16 protein-coding genes are annotated in these 19,707 nt (G+C 69.4%); 5 read left to right on the top strand and 11 right to left on the bottom strand.

Annotated elements, in window-relative coordinates; translation table 11 throughout:
- The first annotated feature begins 148 nt into the window (after positions 1–148).
- Complete coding sequence (locus OHB49_RS06540; RefSeq protein WP_329166383.1) at positions 149–1,456, top strand: helix-turn-helix domain-containing protein; 1,308 nt, start codon at positions 149–151, stop codon at positions 1,454–1,456.
- 208 nt (positions 1,457–1,664) lie between these two features.
- Positions 1,665–3,047 carry a diaminopimelate decarboxylase gene (locus OHB49_RS06545; protein WP_329158652.1) on the top strand — a complete coding sequence of 461 codons (1,383 nt, stop codon included), beginning with the start codon at positions 1,665–1,667 and terminating at the stop codon, positions 3,045–3,047.
- 357 nt (positions 3,048–3,404) lie between these two features.
- On the opposite strand, the gene OHB49_RS06550 is transcribed toward OHB49_RS06545, so the two are convergent.
- The 8 genes from OHB49_RS06550 to OHB49_RS06590 form a co-directional block, all read right to left on the bottom strand.
- Complete coding sequence (locus tag OHB49_RS06550) at positions 3,405–4,031, bottom strand: aspartate/glutamate racemase family protein (protein WP_329158653.1); 627 nt, start codon at positions 4,029–4,031, stop codon at positions 3,405–3,407.
- Between the two features lie 44 nt (positions 4,032–4,075).
- Entirely contained in the window at positions 4,076–4,426 is a 351-nt protein-coding gene (locus OHB49_RS06555) for a GNAT family N-acetyltransferase (RefSeq protein WP_329158655.1), read from the bottom strand.
- A 28-nt stretch (positions 4,427–4,454) separates the two neighbouring features.
- Positions 4,455–4,880 (bottom strand): aspartate 1-decarboxylase, encoded by a 426-nt coding sequence (gene panD / locus OHB49_RS06560; RefSeq protein WP_030973639.1) that lies wholly within the window; start codon positions 4,878–4,880, stop codon positions 4,455–4,457.
- A 714-nt stretch (positions 4,881–5,594) separates the two neighbouring features.
- Complete coding sequence (locus OHB49_RS06565; protein WP_329158658.1) at positions 5,595–6,467, bottom strand: hypothetical protein; 873 nt, start codon at positions 6,465–6,467, stop codon at positions 5,595–5,597.
- The gene (locus OHB49_RS06570) at positions 6,464–7,213 is read right to left on the bottom strand and encodes a MerR family transcriptional regulator (protein WP_329158660.1); all 750 of its coding nucleotides are present in this window, start codon (positions 7,211–7,213) and stop codon (positions 6,464–6,466) included. Before OHB49_RS06570 ends, OHB49_RS06565 begins: the two co-directional genes overlap by 4 nt.
- A 135-nt stretch (positions 7,214–7,348) precedes the next feature.
- On the bottom strand, positions 7,349–7,858 hold the full coding sequence (locus OHB49_RS06575; protein WP_329158662.1) for a hypothetical protein: 510 nt from the start codon (positions 7,856–7,858) through the stop codon (positions 7,349–7,351).
- 27 nt (positions 7,859–7,885) lie between these two features.
- The gene (locus OHB49_RS06580) at positions 7,886–8,428 is read right to left on the bottom strand and encodes a GNAT family N-acetyltransferase (protein WP_329158664.1); all 543 of its coding nucleotides are present in this window, start codon (positions 8,426–8,428) and stop codon (positions 7,886–7,888) included.
- A gap of 186 nt (positions 8,429–8,614) precedes the next feature.
- On the bottom strand, positions 8,615–8,989 hold the full coding sequence (locus OHB49_RS06590) for a VOC family protein (protein ID WP_329158666.1): 375 nt from the start codon (positions 8,987–8,989) through the stop codon (positions 8,615–8,617).
- Positions 8,990–10,039: 1,050 nt separating this feature from the next.
- On the opposite strand from OHB49_RS06590, the gene OHB49_RS06595 reads away from it, so the two are divergent.
- Positions 10,040–12,013: a discoidin domain-containing protein gene (locus OHB49_RS06595; protein WP_329158668.1), complete on the top strand. Its 1,974-nt coding sequence runs from the start codon at positions 10,040–10,042 to the stop codon at positions 12,011–12,013.
- 98 nt (positions 12,014–12,111) lie between these two features.
- Complete coding sequence (locus OHB49_RS06600) at positions 12,112–14,181, top strand: glycosyl hydrolase family 28-related protein (RefSeq protein WP_329158670.1); 2,070 nt, start codon at positions 12,112–12,114, stop codon at positions 14,179–14,181.
- A 69-nt stretch (positions 14,182–14,250) separates the two neighbouring features.
- Here OHB49_RS06600 and OHB49_RS06605 read toward each other — a convergent pair whose 3' ends face one another.
- From OHB49_RS06605 to OHB49_RS06615, 3 genes are all read right to left on the bottom strand, one after another.
- Positions 14,251–16,257, bottom strand: coding sequence for a GxGYxYP domain-containing protein (locus OHB49_RS06605; RefSeq protein WP_329158672.1), 2,007 nt, complete (start codon positions 16,255–16,257; stop codon positions 14,251–14,253).
- Between the two features lie 429 nt (positions 16,258–16,686).
- A complete protein-coding gene (locus OHB49_RS06610) occupies positions 16,687–17,256 on the bottom strand; it encodes a DUF6114 domain-containing protein (protein ID WP_329158674.1) in 570 nt (189 codons plus the stop codon).
- Positions 17,257–17,408: 152 nt separating this feature from the next.
- The gene (locus tag OHB49_RS06615; protein WP_030973622.1) at positions 17,409–18,026 is read right to left on the bottom strand and encodes a DUF6230 family protein; all 618 of its coding nucleotides are present in this window, start codon (positions 18,024–18,026) and stop codon (positions 17,409–17,411) included.
- 648 nt (positions 18,027–18,674) lie between these two features.
- Here OHB49_RS06615 and OHB49_RS06620 point away from each other — a divergent pair.
- Complete coding sequence (locus tag OHB49_RS06620; RefSeq protein WP_329158675.1) at positions 18,675–19,316, top strand: HAD family hydrolase; 642 nt, start codon at positions 18,675–18,677, stop codon at positions 19,314–19,316.
- Positions 19,317–19,707: the final 391 nt, after the last annotated feature.

Raw genomic sequence — 19,707 nt, forward strand, 5'->3', positions numbered from 1 at the left:
GCGCAGGGTGAGATGTGAGAGGCAGGAGGGCGACTCAGTGGCCGCGAAGCACACCGCAGGGACGGACACCGGGCAGAAGCCGCGCGACGGAGGCGGACAAGGGGCCCGGCGCGGGCCGTCCGACGACCCCGGCGCCGTCGGACGACGCGTGCACCGGCTGCGTACGGAGCGCGGCCTCACCCAGCGTCAACTGGCCGAACCCGCCTACACCGCGGCGTACATCTCCACCCTGGAGGCCGGCCGGGTCCGCCCCTCGGAGGCTGCCATACGTCATCTCGCGGAGCGTCTGGGGGTGACGTACGAGGAGCTGGAGACGGGACGTCCCGCCCATCTCGCCACCGACCTGCGACTGAAACTTGTCGAAGCCCAGCGGACCCTGGCCACCGGCGCCGCCGAGGACGCCGTGGCCGCCTACACCAGGCTGCTCGCCGAGGCGGAACAGCTCGGCCTCGACGGCGAACGCGCCACGGCTCTGCTGGGGCTCGGGCAGTGCGCGCTCGAGACGGGCGAGCTGCCGGTGGCCCGCGAGCGGTTCGAGGCCGCGGAAAAGCTGCTTGCGAACGCCCCGCTCCCGCAGCGCGCCCCGGCCGTCCGCGGGCGGGCCGTCGCGCACCTCCTGGCGGGCGAACTCCGGTACGCCTGCTATCTGCTGGAGAGCGCGATCGACGAACTGAACGCCTCGGGTCTGCAGGACCCCGGTGCGCTCCTGCTGCTGTACACGGCCGCGATCGCCCCCTACATGGACATGGGTGCCCACGCCCGTGCCGCGCAGGCCGGCGAACTGGCCCTGGCCCTGGCTCCCCAGGTGTCCGACCCGGAGCTGGTCGCCGGGCTGCACCGGGGCGTCGCCCGTACGCTCATCGCGGCCGGCCGCACACAGGAGGCCGACGCCTCACTCGCCAGAGCAGCCGAGATCTACCAACAGCTGCAGATCCGTACGGAGATGGCGCACTGCCACTGGATGCGCGGCTACGTCCATGCGCAGGACGGCGATCTGTCCGGCGCCGAGAGCGAACTGCGGGCCGCTCGCGACATGCTGGCGTCGAAGCGGGCGACGCTCTACACGGCACAGGTCGAGGTGGAACTCGCAGATGTCCTACGCCGGCTCGGCAAGCGGCAGGAAGCGGAGGCCCTGCTGCTGCGGCTGCTCGGCGAACTGCAGGCGGACCGGGGCTCGGTCCATGCGGGCGGCGTGCACCGGCTGCTCGGCCTGATCGCCGAGGAGCGGAGCGACCTCGACCGCGCCGAGGAGCATTACGTCACCGCGCTCGGCCTGCTGGAGCGGGCGGGCGCCGCCGGTGACCTCGCGGACATCTGCCGGCTTCTCGGTGATCTGCTGCGGCGGACCGGCCGTACCGAGGCCGCGATGGACGCGTACCGGACCGGCCTCGGCCACCGGGCGGCACCCGGCAGCACGACGCTGGGCCCGGCTCCGGTGCGCCCGCCGACTTCGTGACCCCGCGGTACCGGCTGCGCCGTGCCCAGGAGCGGTTCGCGGCGATCTCGACCATCCCGACACCCGGCCGCTCATCACTCCCGCCGCCCACCTCAGCGGATAGATTTGTCCTGTATTGCTACAACCGTTGGCCCCACGGCCAAGGACCGAACCGATCCTGTCCCGTCCGACAGACACCTGTGGGGCTCCCATCACCGACTCTCGCCACATGCCTCTCACCTCGCCCGCTCCCGGCCCTCCGTCCTCCGCGCGTGTCGCCGCGGCGGTCCGCCACGCCGTCGGCGCCGGGCTGCTGGGCGAGTCCCGGCCCGTCGCCGGGTTCATCGACACCGACGGGGTGCGCGGCTCGGTCACCGCCCTCAAGGACGCGTTCGCCGGGACCCCCGGCGTGCTGCACACGTTCGCCGCCAAGGCCGCCTCCCTGGTCCCCGTACTGCGGCTGCTCGCCGACTGCGGCATGGGGTGCGAGGTCGCCAGCCCGGGTGAGCTGAGGCTCGCCCTCGACGCCGGTTTCGCGCCCTCGGACATCGTGCTCGACTCCCCCGCCAAGACACGTGACGAGATCCGTCAGGCGCTCGCGCTCGGAGTGGCGCTCAACGCCGACAGCCTCGACGAGGTGCGCCGGATCGCCTCGCTGCGGCCCAGCAGCTCGGCCTCCGTCATCGGGATGCGCGTCAACCCGCAGGTGGGCAGCGGCTCCATCGGGGCGATGAGCACCGCCACGGCGACCTCCAAGTTCGGCGTGGCGCTGCTCGATCCCGGCGCGCGCGAGCGTGTCGTACAGGCCTTCGCCGAGCACCCCTGGCTGACCCGGCTGCATGCCCATGTCGGTTCCCAGGGCTGCTCGCTGGAGCTGATCGCGGCCGGTGTCGCGGAGATGTACCAGCTCGCCGAGGAGATCAACGAGACGCTCGGCACCCGGCAGGTCACCAGCATCGACATCGGCGGCGGCCTTCCCGTCAACTTCGACGACGACTCCGTCCGGCCCACCTTCGCCGCCTATGCGGCGGCGCTGCGGGCGGCGGTACCGGGTCTTTTCGACGGTCGCTACGGGCTGGTCACCGAGTTCGGCCGGTCGCTGCTCGCCAAGAACGGGTTCATCGGGGCACTCGTCGAGTACACGAAGGACGCTGGGGGCCGCCGTATCGCGCTGACCCACGCGGGGGCGCAGATCGCCACCCGTACCGTCTTCATGCCTGCCGCCTGGCCCCTGCGGGCGGGGGCGTTCGACGGCGAGGGGCGGCCCAAGCACGGTCCGCCGCTGGTACAGGACATCGCGGGGCCGTGCTGCTTCGCCGGCGACGTCGTCGCACACGCCCGGGAGCTGCCGGAGCTGCGGGAGGGCGACTTCGTGGTGCTGTACGACACGGGCGCGTACTACTTCTCCACACCGTGGTCGTACAACAGTCTGCCGCGCCCCGCCGTGTACGGCTTCAGCACGGTCGGCGACGGCGGGGACGACAGCTCGGACGGAGACACGGTGCGCTTCGCGCCGGTGCGTGATGCGCAGTCGCTGGACTCGATCGCCGAGGAGAGCGGCGCCGGCCACGCCGATTCGCTCCTCGGGCTCGGAACGCTGCGCGACCGGTAGCAGGTCGCGGCGGTACGGACCGGCCCCGTCATCCGGGCGGCTGGGGCGACGGCTCCGGTTCCGGCACCGGCTCGGGTTCGGGCCGCGGCGGCTGCGGAATCGGGTCCGGCGACGGACCGGGCGGCACAGGGCCGGGGACGGGCGGCGCGGGCGCCGGCTCGGGCAGCGGCGACGGCGGTCCCGGCATGGGACCGGGGGTCGGCGCGGGTGGTACGGGGTCGGGATACGGGTTGGTCATCTCGGGCCTCCGAGGGTTCGGGCGGATCTCGAGTCCACCGTCTCCTGGAGCGGCTGCCCTCGCCTGCCGAGTCCATACGTACGAGTTCCGTACCGTCGGACGAGAACCCGTACGGCGGTTCAGCCCGCCGCGGCGGCCGCGGCGGAGAGCCCGGGTCGGGGGCTGGAGAGGACCGGAATAGCGGTGGCTGTGCGGGTGGCGGCATCGGCCATGGACGCCTGGGCCAGCACGATCACATCGGCGTCCGTCACCCGGTCGGCGGCCGCCGCCACCAGCTCGAGGTAGCCGTCACGGTCACCGGCCTCGAACCGCGCCCATGCGCCGGCCACCAGCACCGTGCGGATGTCCACGCACCGATCGCCGGCCTCCTCGGCGAGCAGGGCGAGCGTCGGCGGCAGGGTGTCGTCGATCGCCGCGAGGACCACCACCCGGTCCCGTGCGACGGCGGCGGCCGCCATCGGGCGGTCGACGCGCAGGACGGGTACGCCGAGCGACTCCGCGGCGGACTCGGCGACCCCGCCGATCGTCGAACAGGTGCATAGCACCGCGGTCGCACCCTCGGCGACCGCTCCCACGAGCAGCGCCTCGACGTCACTCCGCACCGCGTCCGGACCTGAGTCCCGGGCACGGGCGAGCAGGTCCTCGTGCACGAGATGCCTCAGGGCGAGACCGGGGTGGTCGGCGTCGCGGAGCGCCTCGAAGACCGGGACGTGGACCGGGGAGGTGTGCAGGAGCGCAAGTGTCATCGGCGAGGGCTCGGATCCTGTTCGGACGGGACGGGATCGGATGGCTACAGCTCGGGGTGGGACCTGAGCTGCTGCTCCGCCCGCTCCACCAGCTCGGCCGGGGCCACCGGAGCCTGGTCGGGGTGGCCCAGAGCCCACTTCGCGGCATACGAGCAGAGCGGGACGACGGGCACACCCTCGCGGTCCGCCATGGCGTAGAACTCCTGGACCAGGGCTCCGGCGAAGCCCTTGCCCTGGTGCTCCGGTTCGACGACGGTGTGCACGGCGACGAGAGCGGCGGGCGTGCCGTCCATCACGAAGTACGCGATGACTCCGGCGGTCCGGCCGTCCACCCGTGCCAGCAGGTTGCCCTTCTCACGGTCGTCGAAGAATTCGAGCGCGGTGTTCTCAGCCATGGCGGGGTCTCCCTCGTGAACAGGACGGTCAGTTGGCCGCGGGAACGGCGTACGGGCTGCGTTCGGTGGCGGTGCCGGGCACGGGCGCCGAGGCGTCGGCTCCGAGCTCGACGATCCGGTTGCCGGCGTCGACATGGACGATGCGCGGGGTCAGAGCGCGGGCCTCGGCGTCGTCGACCTGGGCGTAGCTGATCAGGATGACCAGATCGCCGGGGTGCACGAGGTGGGCGGCTGCGCCGTTGATGCCGATGACACCGGAGCCGCGCTCGCCCTCGATGACGTACGTCTCCAGCCGGGCACCGTTGTCGATGTCGACGATGTGCACGAGCTCCCCGGGCAGCAGATCGGCCGCTTCCATCAGCTCGGCATCGACAGTGACAGAGCCGACGTAGTGCAGATCGGCCTGGGTCACGGTGGCCCGGTGGATCTTCGACTTGAACATCGTACGCATCATCGAGGCACTCCTGAATCTAGGCTCCCTGCCTGCGTTTATGCAGGTCAAGGGCAGTTTCCCTACCTTACAACGAGTCGCATGTTCGGTCAGCTTTCACCAAGTTTTTGAGGATCGATGCTGACCAATTGCTGACTTTTCTGACGCGCCATCAGGCAGGTTGGAGGTCATCCACGGACAACGTGCGCCCGTCCCGCCGCAACGACGACGCCAGCCTACGGAACCACCGTCCGACCCTTCCTCTGGGCCACCCCGCGCCATCCCCCACCGCACCCCGGCTCCGGCCCGAGGGCGGAGGGCGGAGGGCGGAGGGCGGAGGGCGGAGGGCAGGCGAGCACGGAGCAAGGCCACATCCCCGCTCGAGTCGCCCCCTGCTCCACCAGTCTTTTACGAGACGGCACGGGCGAGCACGAATCTCGGGCGGCGGGAACACAGCAGCAGATGACCGGCTGGGGAAACCGGTGATTCGCTGGACCATTCCTGTTGTCCGCGCGCCGGCACTTGGCGGTGGGATCCGGCGGACCCTCCCGCGGCACACGGATCGGACCCGCGGAGGCTAGGAAGTTGTGCCTGAAGGGATGCAAACTCGGCCGAGGCCGGAACGCCAAGGTCTTGTACAAGAGGACTGAGGTCTTCAAATGGCTGGAGCAGCAGAAGATTCTCCAGCCTGCGGAGGACAGCCTGTGCCATGAGAGGTGGCGTCCAGGCCTCTGCGTGTCAGACCGATGCAGGCGGACCCGGGACGGGTGTGGGTGCGGTTTGTGCCCGTGTGACGGCGTCGTGGAGGGCCTTCGGGTCGTCCGCGTGCAGCCTGATCACCTTGACGAGGCGGGGCGCGCCGAGGAACTTCGGCGCGCTGACCGGTTCGGTCAGTGCGAGGGTGATGGAGGTCTGTGAGCCGATGGGCAGGTTCAGCTCGTCGTCCTTCTTCTCGTGGGTGAACCGTGCCTCGCGTCGGATGGAGGCGATCTGGTGGAGGGGCACATAGACGTCGATGTGGGCTGCCTGCCTGACGCGCAGGGTACCGTCGGCGAGGACGTGTGGCCGGGTGACGGAGGCCGCGTGAAGGCCGAGGACGAACAGGACGGTGTAGACGTCGACCACCAGAAAGACAGTGTGGACGACGGGCCAGTTCGCAAGCAGGTACGACAGGGCGACGGTCTCGACGACGCAGGCGAACGCGAGGCCGTAGATCATGATGGCCTGGTCGCGGCCGTGTGAGAAGACCGCGTCGGCGCCGTTGACGCCGTGCCGGCGGCGGGCTGCCCACCGGACCAGGCTCGCCATGATCCGCAGCTCGTGTTTGACGAAACGCAGCACGGGCTCGGGCACGAGCTGCGCGAGCGCCTCCCGCCGGGACAGCCCGCGCCGCCGCAGCCGCAACCAGACGTGCGCCTCGGCGCCGAGCAGCACCAGCAGGAGCAGCTTGCCGCCGAGCAGGACGGTGCCGGATATCGACATTCCGCTGATCAGACAGACGGCCAGCACGAGCTGGGTGGCCAACGCGATGCTGCGCAGCTTCCGCAAGGCCGGCCCCCGGACGGAGGCGACCGGCTGGGGCAGGGCCTCGCCACTCTCCGGAGTCGTCATGATGGTCCTTCCTGTCGTTCCGTCACGAGTTCCATCGCCCGGCGGACGGCCGCCGACTGGGCCGGCGCCAGGTCCGCGAAGATGCCGTCCGCCAGACCGCCGGCGTCGTTGTCAGGGAAATGCACCGCCAGGTCGTCGGGAAGTAGGGCCGCCAGCGCTGCCGCGGCACGGGCCACCCGCGGGTCGTCCGGCTCCTCGTCCGCGAGGGCGTCCAGCAGGCCGTACACCTCCCCCGCGTGCTCCCTCATCCCGTACAGCGCCGTCATCAGCGAGCCCCGCTCCTCCTCGGGTACCAGGGCGTCGAGGAAGGCAAGGTGCTCCCGGTCCTGCACGGCGGTCGGGGAGTCCGGCACCTCGCCCAGCCCCACCAGCAGCCGGGCGAACTCCGGCGACACCGGCCCCTCGGCGGCGAACCGCCCGGCCCGCACCTCGGCCAGCAGCGGGGCGAGCCGTGCCCGCCGCTCCCGGATGACCGCCTCCTGCCGTCCGAGGTCTTCGTCCAGCTCCTCCAGCACCTCCACCAGCTCCCGCGCCTTGTCATCGGCTAGGACGTCCCGCACGTCGTCGAGCCCAAGCCCGAGCTCGGTCAGCCGCCGGATCCGGGCGAGCAGGACAGCTTCCCGGATGCCGTACTCGCGATAGCCGTTACTGCGCCGTACGGGCTCGGGCAACAGCCCGAGATGGTGGTAGTGCCGCACGGCCCGCGGGGTGACCCCGACGAGGGCGGCGATTTCGCCGATTCGCATGAGCCCAGTACAAACCCTGACGTTGCGGCAAGGTCAAGGGTGCCCTTGAACGGCGGCTGGCCTTTCACGGCGCAACCACGGTGGGGCGGCAGGGGGAGTCTGGGACGGTTCGACCTGGCCGCGACGTCAAGGCTTCTACTGAGTGGCACCCGGCCCGAAGCAATCACCGAGCACGCGGGACGATCCCCCGAGAAGCATGCGAGATGACCACCACCGAGAAGAACATGGCCCTGCTGCGCGCCACGTACCAGTCCGTGAGGCGGGCGACTGGGGCGAGAACAGCTCGCGCTGGTCGATGCAGGAGTAGGCCGCGATGGTGGCGTACTCGGCTGCGAGTGCGTACAGGGCAAGGCGCACACGCTCACTGGCGTTGCGCTGCTGGAGTTCCAGCACCTCGGTGCGGCCTTTGAGAGCTGTAGTCACCAGGGACGTTTGGCCGCCCTGACGGTCATCGGCTTCCACAAGCTGGTTCATGCCGGCCGAGGCGCGGGCCACGTCCGTCATGCCTACCGACCGGCGCTGTTTGCCGATGGGGACAGCGGCGGCTGCCGTTCCGGTGGTCGCTTGTCGGTCGGCGAACAGGACACACGGCACACGCGGGACAACGTCGCCGTCCTGGCCCTCGGCCGTCCATGTCGGCTCCACGACCTGCCCTTGACCGTCGGACGGCAGCTAGCCCTTCGAGTCCGGCTTCCAGTCCTGGACGAGGAGCCCGAGCAGCATCTGGTCCAGGAACTCGCCCAGCACCCAGGCCGAGGAGCGCAGCACGCCCTCGCGGACGAACCCGTTGTGCTCGGCGGAACGCAGCATCGCGGCGTTGTCCGACAACGTCTCAATCTGCAGCCGCTGCAGGCCGCGCACGACGAAACCGTAGTGGCACAGCACCGCGACCACGTCGGTGCCGTAGCCCTTGCCGCGCGAGGACGGCAGCAGCCCCAGCCCGATGTGCGCGGACCGGTTGTGATTGTCGATGCCCCACAGCGTCGCGGTACCGACCAGCGTGCCGCCGTCCAGCTCCACCACGGAGAACGGGACGAGCCCCTGCTCCTTGTCGTCCACGACGAGCCGCGAGTCCTTCGAACCTGGCGTGATCGGCCGCCACGGCCGGCCTTCGGCCCGCGAGCCGTTGACCACGTCGTCGTAGAGTTCGGCCCGCAGGACCGGGATGTCGTCCTCGTGCCGGGCCCTCAGCCCGACCTTGCTGCCCTTTAGCATGCAAGCTTCCTATCCGACCGGGCTGGTCCGCGGCAAACCACCAGAAGATCGGCCCAGTTGGTGCAGCGGCGGTAGCAGATGAGGGCGCTGGCGATGCTGACGAGGGCCAGGAAATGCTCGGCTTTGCGCTCGTAGCACCTGTGCAGGCGGCGGGAGTTGTTGAGCCAGACAGTGCGCACGAGGTTCTCAGTGGAGGCAGAGGCAGAACGGATGGCCGGCCGGGTCCGCGTAGATCCGCCAGTTGGCACCCGGGCGGAGCTGGTCCGTCCGCTCCAGCACGGTCGCGCCGAGGGCGAGCGCCCGCTTCTCCTCTCCGTCGAGATCGTCCACGTCGAAGTCCAGGTGGAGTTGCTGCGGGCGCTCCTGGCCGGGCCATTCGGGCGGTTGGTAGCCGTCCACCCGCTGGCAGGCCAGCGGTGTCCCCTCGAACCCGTACACCTCGACCCAGTCGGGCGCTTCAGGGTCCGCGATCACCCGGCCGCCGAGCAGATCCGCGTAGAACTCAGCGAGCCGTACCGGATCGGCGCAGTCCAACGCGACCGCCTGCAGCTTTCGAATCACTTCCGACACCCTTCGCTCTTCGGCCGCTTCTGCGACGGCCCCGTACGGGAGGGGTCGTACCCGCCGCGGCGGCGGGCATGCGCGGCGGGACGCCGGACCGCGGCCGAGCTTCACCCAGAAGGGACGCGGCAGCGGGATCCGCTATCCACTACGCGAACGCCGCCCGCTCACTCCTCGAACCGGCACCCCGAACAACAACCGCCCTGACCACCCACGTCACGACGAATGAGGCACATTGCACAACACCACACCCAAGCCCCGAATGCACCGCACCCCCCGCCCGTCAACGAACCCAACTCCCCAAACCGGGCTCCCGGAAACGTCGACCCCCATGCACGCGGAGCCGCCCTGTCCGCCGAATTTCAACACGAAGTAGTTTCAGTTCCGCTGAACTCCGGGCGGTCGGATGACTGGGAAAGAGCCAGTACGAGCTTGGGAATCGGGTATGCGGCGTCTCCACGGGGACAGACCGTGGCCGGCTTGCGGCCGGCGGCGACAGGCCGAGCTGACGGTACTCGGCGGCAGTACCGACTGGTTCGAAGAGGCCCACGCCGCTGACCTCGTCATACCAGCCCTGACAGTAGGCGACCGCTTTCCTCTCGTAGACCATGACGCTGCAACACGGCGTTGCGCCAACAACCAGGGCCTGTTGGTTGTCGTGATCACGTGGCGGGTGGGCGGCTACGGAGCCAGATGACGGCGAACCGGCCGCCCGCCGCGGCTGCCCTTCTTCTTGCGGTGGGCTGCATGGTCAGCTTCGTTCGCAGTCCGCTAACCGCCACCGCGCCGGATCCTGCCGCGGCCACCCATGGCCTGTCACACCGTCAGACAGAGGTCCCGATCACGATCTACTGAATGCTTACGTTGGACTTGCCAGGACCCCCGCAAGTCGTGTCTTGCGTATATCCCGTCAATTATTTCGTTCGATGCACGATGTATTGCGGAACCATAACCGTGTCGTTACGCTCCCCGGCACCAGGCTTCCAGTCGCTACGGATGGCCGATCAGCCGCGGAGCGGCGGTAGTTGACAGCCGACCGGAGGAGTCCAGATGGGTGTCACGCGCAGGGTCTTCCTGCAGGCCGCGATCGCGGCCACCGCCGCGGGCGGGATCGGGGCCGCAGAGACCGCGCTGGCGTCGCCGGCCGGCGCCGCCGCCAGTCCGCCCGGCGACGTGGTCGGCAAGGTCACCGTCGGCTACCAGGGCTGGTTCGCGTGTATCGGCGACAGCGCCCCGATCGACGGCTGGTGGCACTGGAGCCAGAATTGGGGCCAGCCGCCGTCCCGGTCCAACACCGGCATCACCTGCTGGCCGGACATGCGCGAGTACGCCCACGGTTACCGGACGGCGTACGCGAGCCTGGGCAACGGCCAGCCGGCCACGCTGTTCTCCTCGTACGACCAGCAGACCGTGGACCTGCACTTCTCCTGGATGCAGCAGAACGCCATCGACACCGCGGCACTGCAGCGGTTCAACCCCAGCGGTCAGGAGGGGCCCACGCGCGACGGGATGGCGGCGAAGGTCCGCAGCTCCGCCGAGTCGCACGGCGTGAAGTTCTACATCATGTACGACGTCTCCAACTGGTGGCAGATGCAGTCCGAGATCAAGACGGACTGGACCACCAAGATGTCGGCGCACACCTCCTCGTCGGCATACGCGCGCCAGAACGGCAAGCCGGTGGTGTGCATCTGGGGCTTCGGCTTCAACGACGACAACCACCCGTTCTCGGTCGATGCCTGCCTGGACGTGATCAACTGGTTCAAGGGGCAGGGCTGTTACGTCATCGGTGGGGTGCCGCGCGAGTGGCGGACCGGCGGCGCGGGCACCAAGACCGGGTACATGGACGTGTACCACGCCTTCAACATGATCTCGCCGTGGATGGTGGGCGCGATCGGCAGTGCCGCGGAGTCCGACAACGCCTACAACACCTACACCGTCGGCGACGAGGCGGACTGCGTCGCGCACGGCATGGACTACCAGCCGTGCGTGCTGCCCGGCGACGTCTCGGGCCGACAGCGGGCGCACGGCGACTTCATGTGGCGGCAGTTCTACAACATGTGCCGGGCCGGGGTGCAGGGCATCTACATCTCGATGTTCGACGAGTACAACGAGGGCAACCAGATCGCCAAGACCGCCGAGACCCAGGCCTCGGTGCCCACCGACTCCGGGTTCCTCGCCCTCGACGAGGACGGCACCTTCTGCTCCTCGGACTACTACCTGCGGCTGACCGGCGACGGCGGCCGGATGCTCAAGGGCCAGATCGCCCTGACCGCGATCCGGCCCACCCCGCCGGTGGCCGGCGGCGGCGACATCACCCCGCCCTCCGCGCCGGGGTCGCTGCAGGTCACCGGCCACAGCGACACCACGGTCGCGCTGGCCTGGAACGCCGCCGGCGACAACGTCGGGGTCACCGGATACCGGATCATGCGGGTCAGCGGCTCCACCAGCACCCAGGCCGGGACCGCCACCGGAACCTCCTTCACCGTCACAGGCCTGAGCCCGTCCACCGCCTACACCTTCGAGGTGGTGACGACCGACGCGGCCGGGAACCTCTCCCAGCCCTCGAACCAGGTCTCCGTCACCACCGACGCCGGCTCAGGCACCATCGATCTGGCGCTGCACAAGCCCACGTCGGAGAGCAGCCACACCCAGGTCTACGGGTCGGGGAACGCCACCGACGGAAACCCCAACAGCTACTGGGAGAGCGCGAGCAACGCCTTCCCGCAGTGGCTCCAGGTGGACCTCCAGGTCGCCACCGGCATCCGCCGGCTGGTCCTGAACCTGCCGCCGTCCACAGCCTGGGGCACCCGCACCCAGACCCTGACGGTGCTGGGCGCCACCGAAGTCGGCACCTTCACCACCCTGCTGTCCTCGGCCAACTGCACCTTCGACCCGGCGACGGGCAACACCGCGACCCTCACCCTGCCCGCCTCGGTCACCACCCGCTATGTGCGGCTGAACTTCACCGCCAACACCGGCTGGCCGGCCGGCCAGTGCTCGGGGCTGCAGATCTTCAGCACCTGACCGGCACCGCGGCCCGCGGTGCCCGGCGCCACCGCGCCGGGCCCTCCGCTCCGCCGAGCGTCGCAAGCGTTCACCCTTCCGACAGAAACGAGCATGCGATGTCATGGAGCATCACAGGAGCCGCAGCGAGACGGTCCGGCAGAGCATCGCGCAGGGCCGCCGCGGCGGTCGTAGCGGTGACTGCGGCCGCTGTCGGTCTCAGTGTTCTGGCCGGCGGTACGGCCTTCGCCGGCACAGGCACTGACCGGGCGTCGACCTCCGTTGCGACGCGCGCCGCCCTCGATCCGTCGCTCGTCGCGGGCAGGGGCGCGAGCGTCGACTTCGTCGAGCAGGAGGCTGAGAACGCCGTGACGAACGGCGCGGTCATCGGCCCGGACCGTACCGCATACACGCTGCCGGCGGAGGCGTCCGGCCGTATGGCGGTCAAACTGACGCCGAGACAGTACGTCGAATTCACGCTGCCGAGTGCGGCCAACGCGATCACCGTGCGCTACAGCATTCCGGACGCGCCGAACGGCGACGGGATCACCGCGCCGCTCGATGTCACGGTGAACGGCAAGAAGCGGTCCACCATGACGCTCACATCGCAGTACGCGTGGCTGTACAACCAGTATCCGTTCTCGAACGACCCGAACGCCGGTCTGCTGCACCCCGACTGGTGGATCACCGAGTGCTCCTGTGTACCGAGCGCCACGACGCCGTTCCCGACGATCACCAAGCCGTTCCGGCCGAACCACTTCTACGACGAGCAGCGCCTCTTGCTCGGCACGAAGTACCGCGCGGGTGACAAGGTGCGGCTGACGGTTCCCGTCGGGAGCAGAGCCGCGTGGACAGTCATCGACCTGCTCGATTCGCAACTCGTCGGCCTTCCGCACGTCGACCTCTCCGCCGCGAACGTACTGGCCTTCGGCGCCGATCCGTTCGGCCTGCGCGACTCCGCTACTGCGTTCGAGAAGGCGATCGCGTTCGCGAAGCGCAAGCAGCTCAAGGTGTACATACCGCCGGGCAGGTACCGGGTGAACCGCCACATCATCGTCGACAACGTGACGATCGTGGGCGCCGGCAACTGGTACACGATCATCAAGGGGCGCCAGGTCGACCTCGACACCCCGGCACCTGACGGCTCGGTCCACACCGGCGTCGGCTTCTACGGCAAGGACGCGGCGGACGGTGGCAGTACCAACGTCCATCTCTCCGGCTTCGCGATCGAGGGTGACGTCCGCGAGCGCATCGACACCGACCAGGTGAACGGCGTCGGAGGGGCGATGAGCGACTCGACCATCGACGGCCTCTACATCCGCCACACCAAGGTGGGCCTATGGTTCGACGGACCGATGTCGAACCTGCGGATCACGAACAACGTCATCGTCGACCAGATCGCCGACGGCCTCAACTTCCACACCGGCGTGACGGACTCGGTCGTGTCGAACAACTTCATCCGCAACTCGGGTGACGACGGCCTCGCCATGTGGTCCGAAAAGACCGCCAATGCCAATAACACGTTCGACCACAACACCGTACAGACGCCGGTACTCGCGAACGGCATCGCCATCTACGGCGGCAAGGACAACACCGTCTCGAACAACCTCATCGCCGACCCGATCCGGGAGGGCAGCGCCATCCAGGTCGGGTCGCGCTTCGGCGCCGAGGCGTTCACCGGGTACCTGCGGATCACCGACAACACCACGGTCCGCGCCGGCACCTACGAGCTGAACTGGAACATCGGCCTGGGTGCCATCTGGTTCTACGCGCTGGAGAAGAACATCGCCGCCGACATCCAGGTGACGGGGGATCACTTCCTCGACAACACCTACAACGCGATCATGCTGGTCAGCGACTGGCCGGTGAAGGATCTGTACTCGATCACGAACGTGCGTTTCAAGGATATCAAGGTCGACGGTACGGGCACTTCGGTGGTCAGCGCACGGGTGGCGGGATCCGCGTCCTTCGAGAACGTGGACACTCGCAACGTCGGGGCAGTCGGCGTCAACAACTGCGGGTCGTTCAACTTCACGGCTGCCGGCTCGGAGTTCTCGCTGACGGATCTCGGCGGGAACGACGGCGGCGGCACCACCGGTCCCTGGCTCGCCCCGTGGGAGCTGCCGAACACCATCACCTGCAACGACCGTCCGCCGGTGGTCACACCGCCGGCGCCGTCCGCGTGGTGATACCAACCGGGGCGAGCAAGGGAAGTCGCTGATCGGCTTGCCCGGCAGATGATCGAGCGGTCGCTCCTCCTACCGGGAGGCCCGGTCCAGCAGCTCGAAGAAGGTGTCCCCCCTCACCACCTCGAACGGGTCTGTGAGCAGCTCGCCCAGCTCGGCGATGTCGCTCGGCGTCCAGTTCCACGCGTTGACCGCCCCGGCGATGAACAGCGGGCCGCTCCCGTCCCAGCCCTCGATGTGCTTCATCAGCCCGTCCCGGTACTCCGCCGCGTTGCCCTGCGGCCAGTAGTTGCCGATCACCGCCAGCCCGGCGGGGCGGATCTGCAGGTCACCGGTCTCCCAGGACTGGATGATGCCGCGCAGCGGGGTGTTGTCCCGGTAGGAACGAACGATGCGCTCGTCGAAGGGCACCCAGCCGTTGCCCTCCGGGAGCCGCTGGTTGTACGCGTAGACGAGATCCATGCCAGTACGCCGCAGGAACTTCCCGGTGAGCCGGGTGTACGCGTCCAGCGCCTCCCGGGGCCAGGAGCCGGGGTAGGTGTATCCGGCGCCCGACGGGCCGCTGATCAGCAGGTCGTTGGCGGTGGCGGTGCGCTGGTAGTGGGCCAGCAGCGCGGGCCCGATGTCGGCCAGGAGCGGGCTGACCGTCCAGTTGACGGGCACCCGGCCGCGCGCGGGGTTGTCCCACAGGTCGCGCATGCGGCGCTGGCAGTACTGGATGTTGTCGCCCTCGCCGACGGTGAGCGTGAGGTACACCCGGTTGCGAAGCGTCGCCGGCGGGCGCGGTCGAACCCGGTCGGAGACCTTCGCCCGGGTGCCGGCGTGCACCGTGCCGTTCATGTAGTAGTCGGCGGGCACCACTTCCACCCCGTGCTGTGAGGCCCGGTCGACGCCGCCCCACTCCCCGGCCACGTCATTGGAGAACCAGCCGCAGTACGGGGTGGTCGGCTCGACCCGGCTGAACACCTCGTCGAGCAGCGCGCCGGTGGCCCCCGAGGGCGGCAGCCACACCACCATGGCCCGGGAGGCGACCGCGTAGTCGCGGAAGTACGGGAAGGGCTCGACGCGGGTGGGCGCGGTGGTCGTGGCGGTGACCAGGTACTGGTTCCACAGGTCGACGTCGACCGTGAGCCGGGTGGTCCCGGCCGGTGCGGTGAACCGGTAGACGAAGTAACCGCCCCCGTCGCAGAACCGGTTGGCGTCGCCGCCGAGGGAGGAGTTGAGCCCGTCGAACAGGTACGGGGCCTCGGCGTCCGTACCCGGCGCGAAGGAAGCGATCTCCTGGCCGTCGGCCCGTACGGTGACCCGCCCCACCGAAGCCCCCCAGCCGTCGTCCCCGAGGGAGTCCTGGAAACGGAGGAAGGCCCCGTCCGTGCCGGGCAGTTCGGAGCTGAGGTCGAAGGTGCGGACCTCCCGGTTGGAGGAGTCGCGGATACGGTCCGGCTCGCGGGCGATCTCCCGCCACTGGACACCGTCCACCTTCACGGTTCTGGTGGGCGGGAGCCCGGCCAGCAGGGTGTGGGCGCAGCGGGGGAAGAGGTTGTCCAGCTGCCAGCGGTAGACCGTCTGCGGGTCGTCGGCGAAACGGCCCCGCAGATCGGCGACGACCTTCAGGCCGTACCGGCTCGCCTGTTCGGCGGTGGCCGCGACGGCGTTCTCCAGACCGGCGAGGGTGGTGGCGACGTTGACCGAGTCGGGGACCTCGGGGTCGTGCAGGACGGCGCCGCGGACCTCGCCGCGGTAGCGGCCGATCAGGTCGAGGGCGTTGTCGTGGCGCGTGACGTCGGCACCGGTGCCAGCCAGCCAGCGCAGATCGACGCCGCCGGCGTCGTAGTTGAAGTAGAGGCGAGGGCGGCGCCGGTTGACGACCCCCTGCAGGGTGGTCAGCAGCAGCTGATCGTCCCCGTGGAGCCTGCTCACGTCGGCGACGTCGAGCGTGGTGGCGTGGCCGAAGGACGGCAGCAGGGGGGTGGGGCTGTCACGTTCGGCGGCGGCGGCCTGACCGGGGAGGCCGAAGCCCAGTCCGGCTGCCGCCAGGATCGTTCCGTTGGTCAGCAAGAAGTCTCTTCGTGACACCATGGACGATCGCTCCTCCTCGAGTGCGGAGTTGACATCGTTGTCACCAGCCAGTGAAGCTAGCGACGCGTGGGTCGCGTGTAAAGAGTGCGGACACCCCCGTCGGCCAGGTCGGCGACGAGGGCGGGGTTGCCGCCTCCCTCGTCACTCCGACAAGCGCGGACGATGGCAACGGGCAGACCGCGCCGCACCGTTCCGAGTCGAGGTCCTGGGCCGCCGGCGCCGGGCCACGTGAATCTCCAGCCCCCGGTGAGCTCGAGTGCACAGGTAGGGGCGAAGCCGCACTCGGGCGCCGGATGCGGTGCACCCCGCTGTCGTCGGAGCACCAGAACGTCCTGTCGAAGGGCGCCGGGACGTCCTGGATGAGGGACGTCGGAGCGTACCGGGAAGGCCGCGGTCCGGACGAATGACAGCCCGCAGCACGGTGAGCGCTCAGGGCGCGCCGGGGGCGTCGGGCGCGTCCTCGCCCCGGCGACAAGGTCCGGCATCCGGGCCTCCACCGGCTTGACCCGTCAGGTTGTCAACCGTCGTGTGGCCCTCGCTCCCGGGAACGGTCACAGGTGGCGTGCCTGCTGTGTGCTGCACCTCGGCCTCCGGCGGGGACGGGTCCCAGGCGCAAGCCAGGGATCCGCCGACAAGGCCGAAGAACATTCCGAAAAGGAGGCCCCCGAAGTTGGCAAGGGGGAAGGAGACGAGGCTGAGCAACAGGCCCGCGATCCCGGCGAAGACACGCACCTGCTGATGGAACCAGAGCGTGATGCCCAGAGTCATGAGCAGGATCCCGATGATCAGCGATGCGGCACCGGCCGTGGTGGACAGGGCAACAGCGATGCCCTTCAGCGTGATGTGAACGTAAGGGAAGTAGATGATGGGCGCCCCCGCCAGGAGCATGAACAGGCCGGCCCAGAACGGGCGCCCACCACGCCAGGTTCTGAATCTGCGTCGGGTGCCGTCGATCCTGTCGCGTAGTCCTGGGCGGGTGCCGAAAAGTTCGCTGATCACGTGCGGCTTTCAGGGTGAAGGGGTGGGTATCGCCTGTGATGATGCGGTACGTGGAGTCGGTGAACGTTGGTGCCCAGCTGAACGAATACGGATGGGCCGGTCCAGGACCGCGCGTCGGCACGGTGTCCGGGGCCATAGCGGTGCGCCCGGAGTCAGAAGCAGCGGTGGCTGCCCTGCTTGAGACTCACTGCGAGGTCAGGGACGCTGAGTGTGGCAGCCGAGATGGCAACCGCGTTGATGCGCACGTCGGTCAGGGTGGTCGACACGGCCTGCTGGGCAAAGCCGTTGGGATCGAAGAACCCCGAGTTCCGGTCGCCCGGGTTGATCGGCCCCTTGGTGATCGAGCCCGCGGCGACACCGATGTCCAGGTCGTTCAAGGTCGCCCGACCGGCTGTCAGGGATGTCGCATCGATGAAGATGTCCCGGGCCTCGGCCCGGTCGCCGCCGGTGAGCCGCAGCGTGTACAGGCCCAGAACCGGGATCTCGACCGCTACGGACTCGCACAGTCTCTTGATCGTCGCGTGCCGGGCACCTGTGACCACGACGGGCACACGGCGGCCCTCTCTGGTCACGTCCACCATGCCGTAGATACTCGTACCGCGAGTGGTCAGTGTGTCTGCAGCGAACTGGAACCGGTCGCCGGAGATGAAGAACGACGCAGCCAGTGCACCTTGCGCCATGCCGATACCCAGCGCCGCGGCAGCCGCCGTGCTCGGAACCAGGACAAGGGCGAAACGCTTCCACCGCGTCCTGCCGCAGCCGTGCGACATGCCGTGCCTCTCTCCTGTGAAGTGCAGGCCGCCCCCAAACACCGTGCCCTCGGACAGGCTCGCCCGCCAGGCTGGACGGCGGACATTCCGGTCGCGACACAAGCCTTGCAGGTACCGGCGGTCCGACATGGACCACTGTCCTGCGCCTTTGATCGACTCTAGAGTGCGGACAAGGAAACCCGTCGGCACGCCAGCCCGCCCAGACGGGTGAAACAGAGGGACCGGCGGAGGTCCCCTGCGACGGATCGCGGTGGTCGACGAGCTGGGTGAAAGTCAGTGCGCAGTTCGACGGGAAGCCGCCCTCGTCCTCGTCAGGCGGGAGTCCGTGAAGCCCGGGGCGCCGGAACCGTGACGCTGCGCCGGCACCAGGCCGGCCGGGGACGCCACGACAGCCCGGCCGACCGAGCGAAGTGGCGCAGCGATCAGGCCGGACTCGATCCGGGCCCGGATCAACCTCTGCCAGAAGGGGTGCAGGGCAGCTGACCGAGCTGAGGTCACGCTGTCGCTCGGCCTGCGCCGGGCGGCCACACGTACCGACTCGCCTTCCATGTCTGTGCGTTGACGTGCATCGCGGTGAGCCGAGGAGACTCAACGCCTCAAGGCCGCCCGGCAAGTTCTCGCTCGGCACCCCGATGGCATGATCAAGGCGTGACCAGTGAACCTGCTCGACCTGCCGGGAAGTACGTCCTGTTCGATGTCGACGGCACGTTGATCGACGCGGTGGAGAATCAACGGCAGGTCTGGGGCACTTGGTCGGCGCAATACGGACTGGACCCTGATGAGGTCCACAGGGTGGCGCTGCGGACGCGGCCGATGGAGACCTTCGCGACGGTCGCTCCTGATCGGGATCCGCGGGCGTGCCTGGCGGCATTGCATGAACTGGAGGACGAGGACGTACGGTCCGGTGTCTATGCCGCCTTCGAAGGTGCGACGGAGCTGCTGTCGGCACTGCCCTCAGGGCGCTGGGGTCTGGTGACATCGAACTACGAGCACCGGGTGCGCGGTCGGTTCGCCCGGACCGGCCTGCCGGTTCCTGACGTGCTCGTGGATGCCGCCGCCGTCGCGGAGGGCAAGCCGTCACCGGTGCCCTATCTGCTGGCTGCTGAGCTACTCGGGGCCGGACCGCAGGACTGCCTGGTCATCGAGGACGCGCCGTCCGGTGTGAGGTCCGGGCTGCGCGCCGGCATGACGGTGTGGGGGGTCAACGCTCCTGTTGCGGTGGACGGCGTGCACCGCCATTTCGGGAGCCTGCGCGAAGCGGTACCCGAGATCCTGGCTTTCGCGACGTGAGCACGCGGGAATCCGCTGTCCGCGTCCGCCTTCCGCCGCGCGAAGGCGGACGAACCTGACGGTGCGCAGGTCGACGCCGCTGTCCGGGGACTCGAAGTCCGCGGCCGACCGCATCGTCCAACACCTGAGGGCTGTCCCGTGATCCCTGGTGGATCAACGCGCGGCGTCAGATGCGGTGCATCGCAAGGCGGAGGGGCGTCCGCATACCGGGTGTATCGGGCGTTCCGACAACGCGGCGAGGTGCCGTAGCTGTCGTCGCGCGCCCGCCAGGGATAACGGGACAGCCCTTAGTATGGCGTACCAGGTGTATGGGCCACCGGGCCTGCGTCGCACACGCGTGCGGCGCGCCCGAAGCCGGGCATGCGCCGAGAGGCGTCCCCATGCCGGAAAC

The sequence above is a fragment of the Streptomyces sp. NBC_01717 genome (assembly GCF_036248255.1).
Classification (GTDB): Bacteria; Actinomycetota; Actinomycetes; order Streptomycetales; family Streptomycetaceae; genus Streptomyces.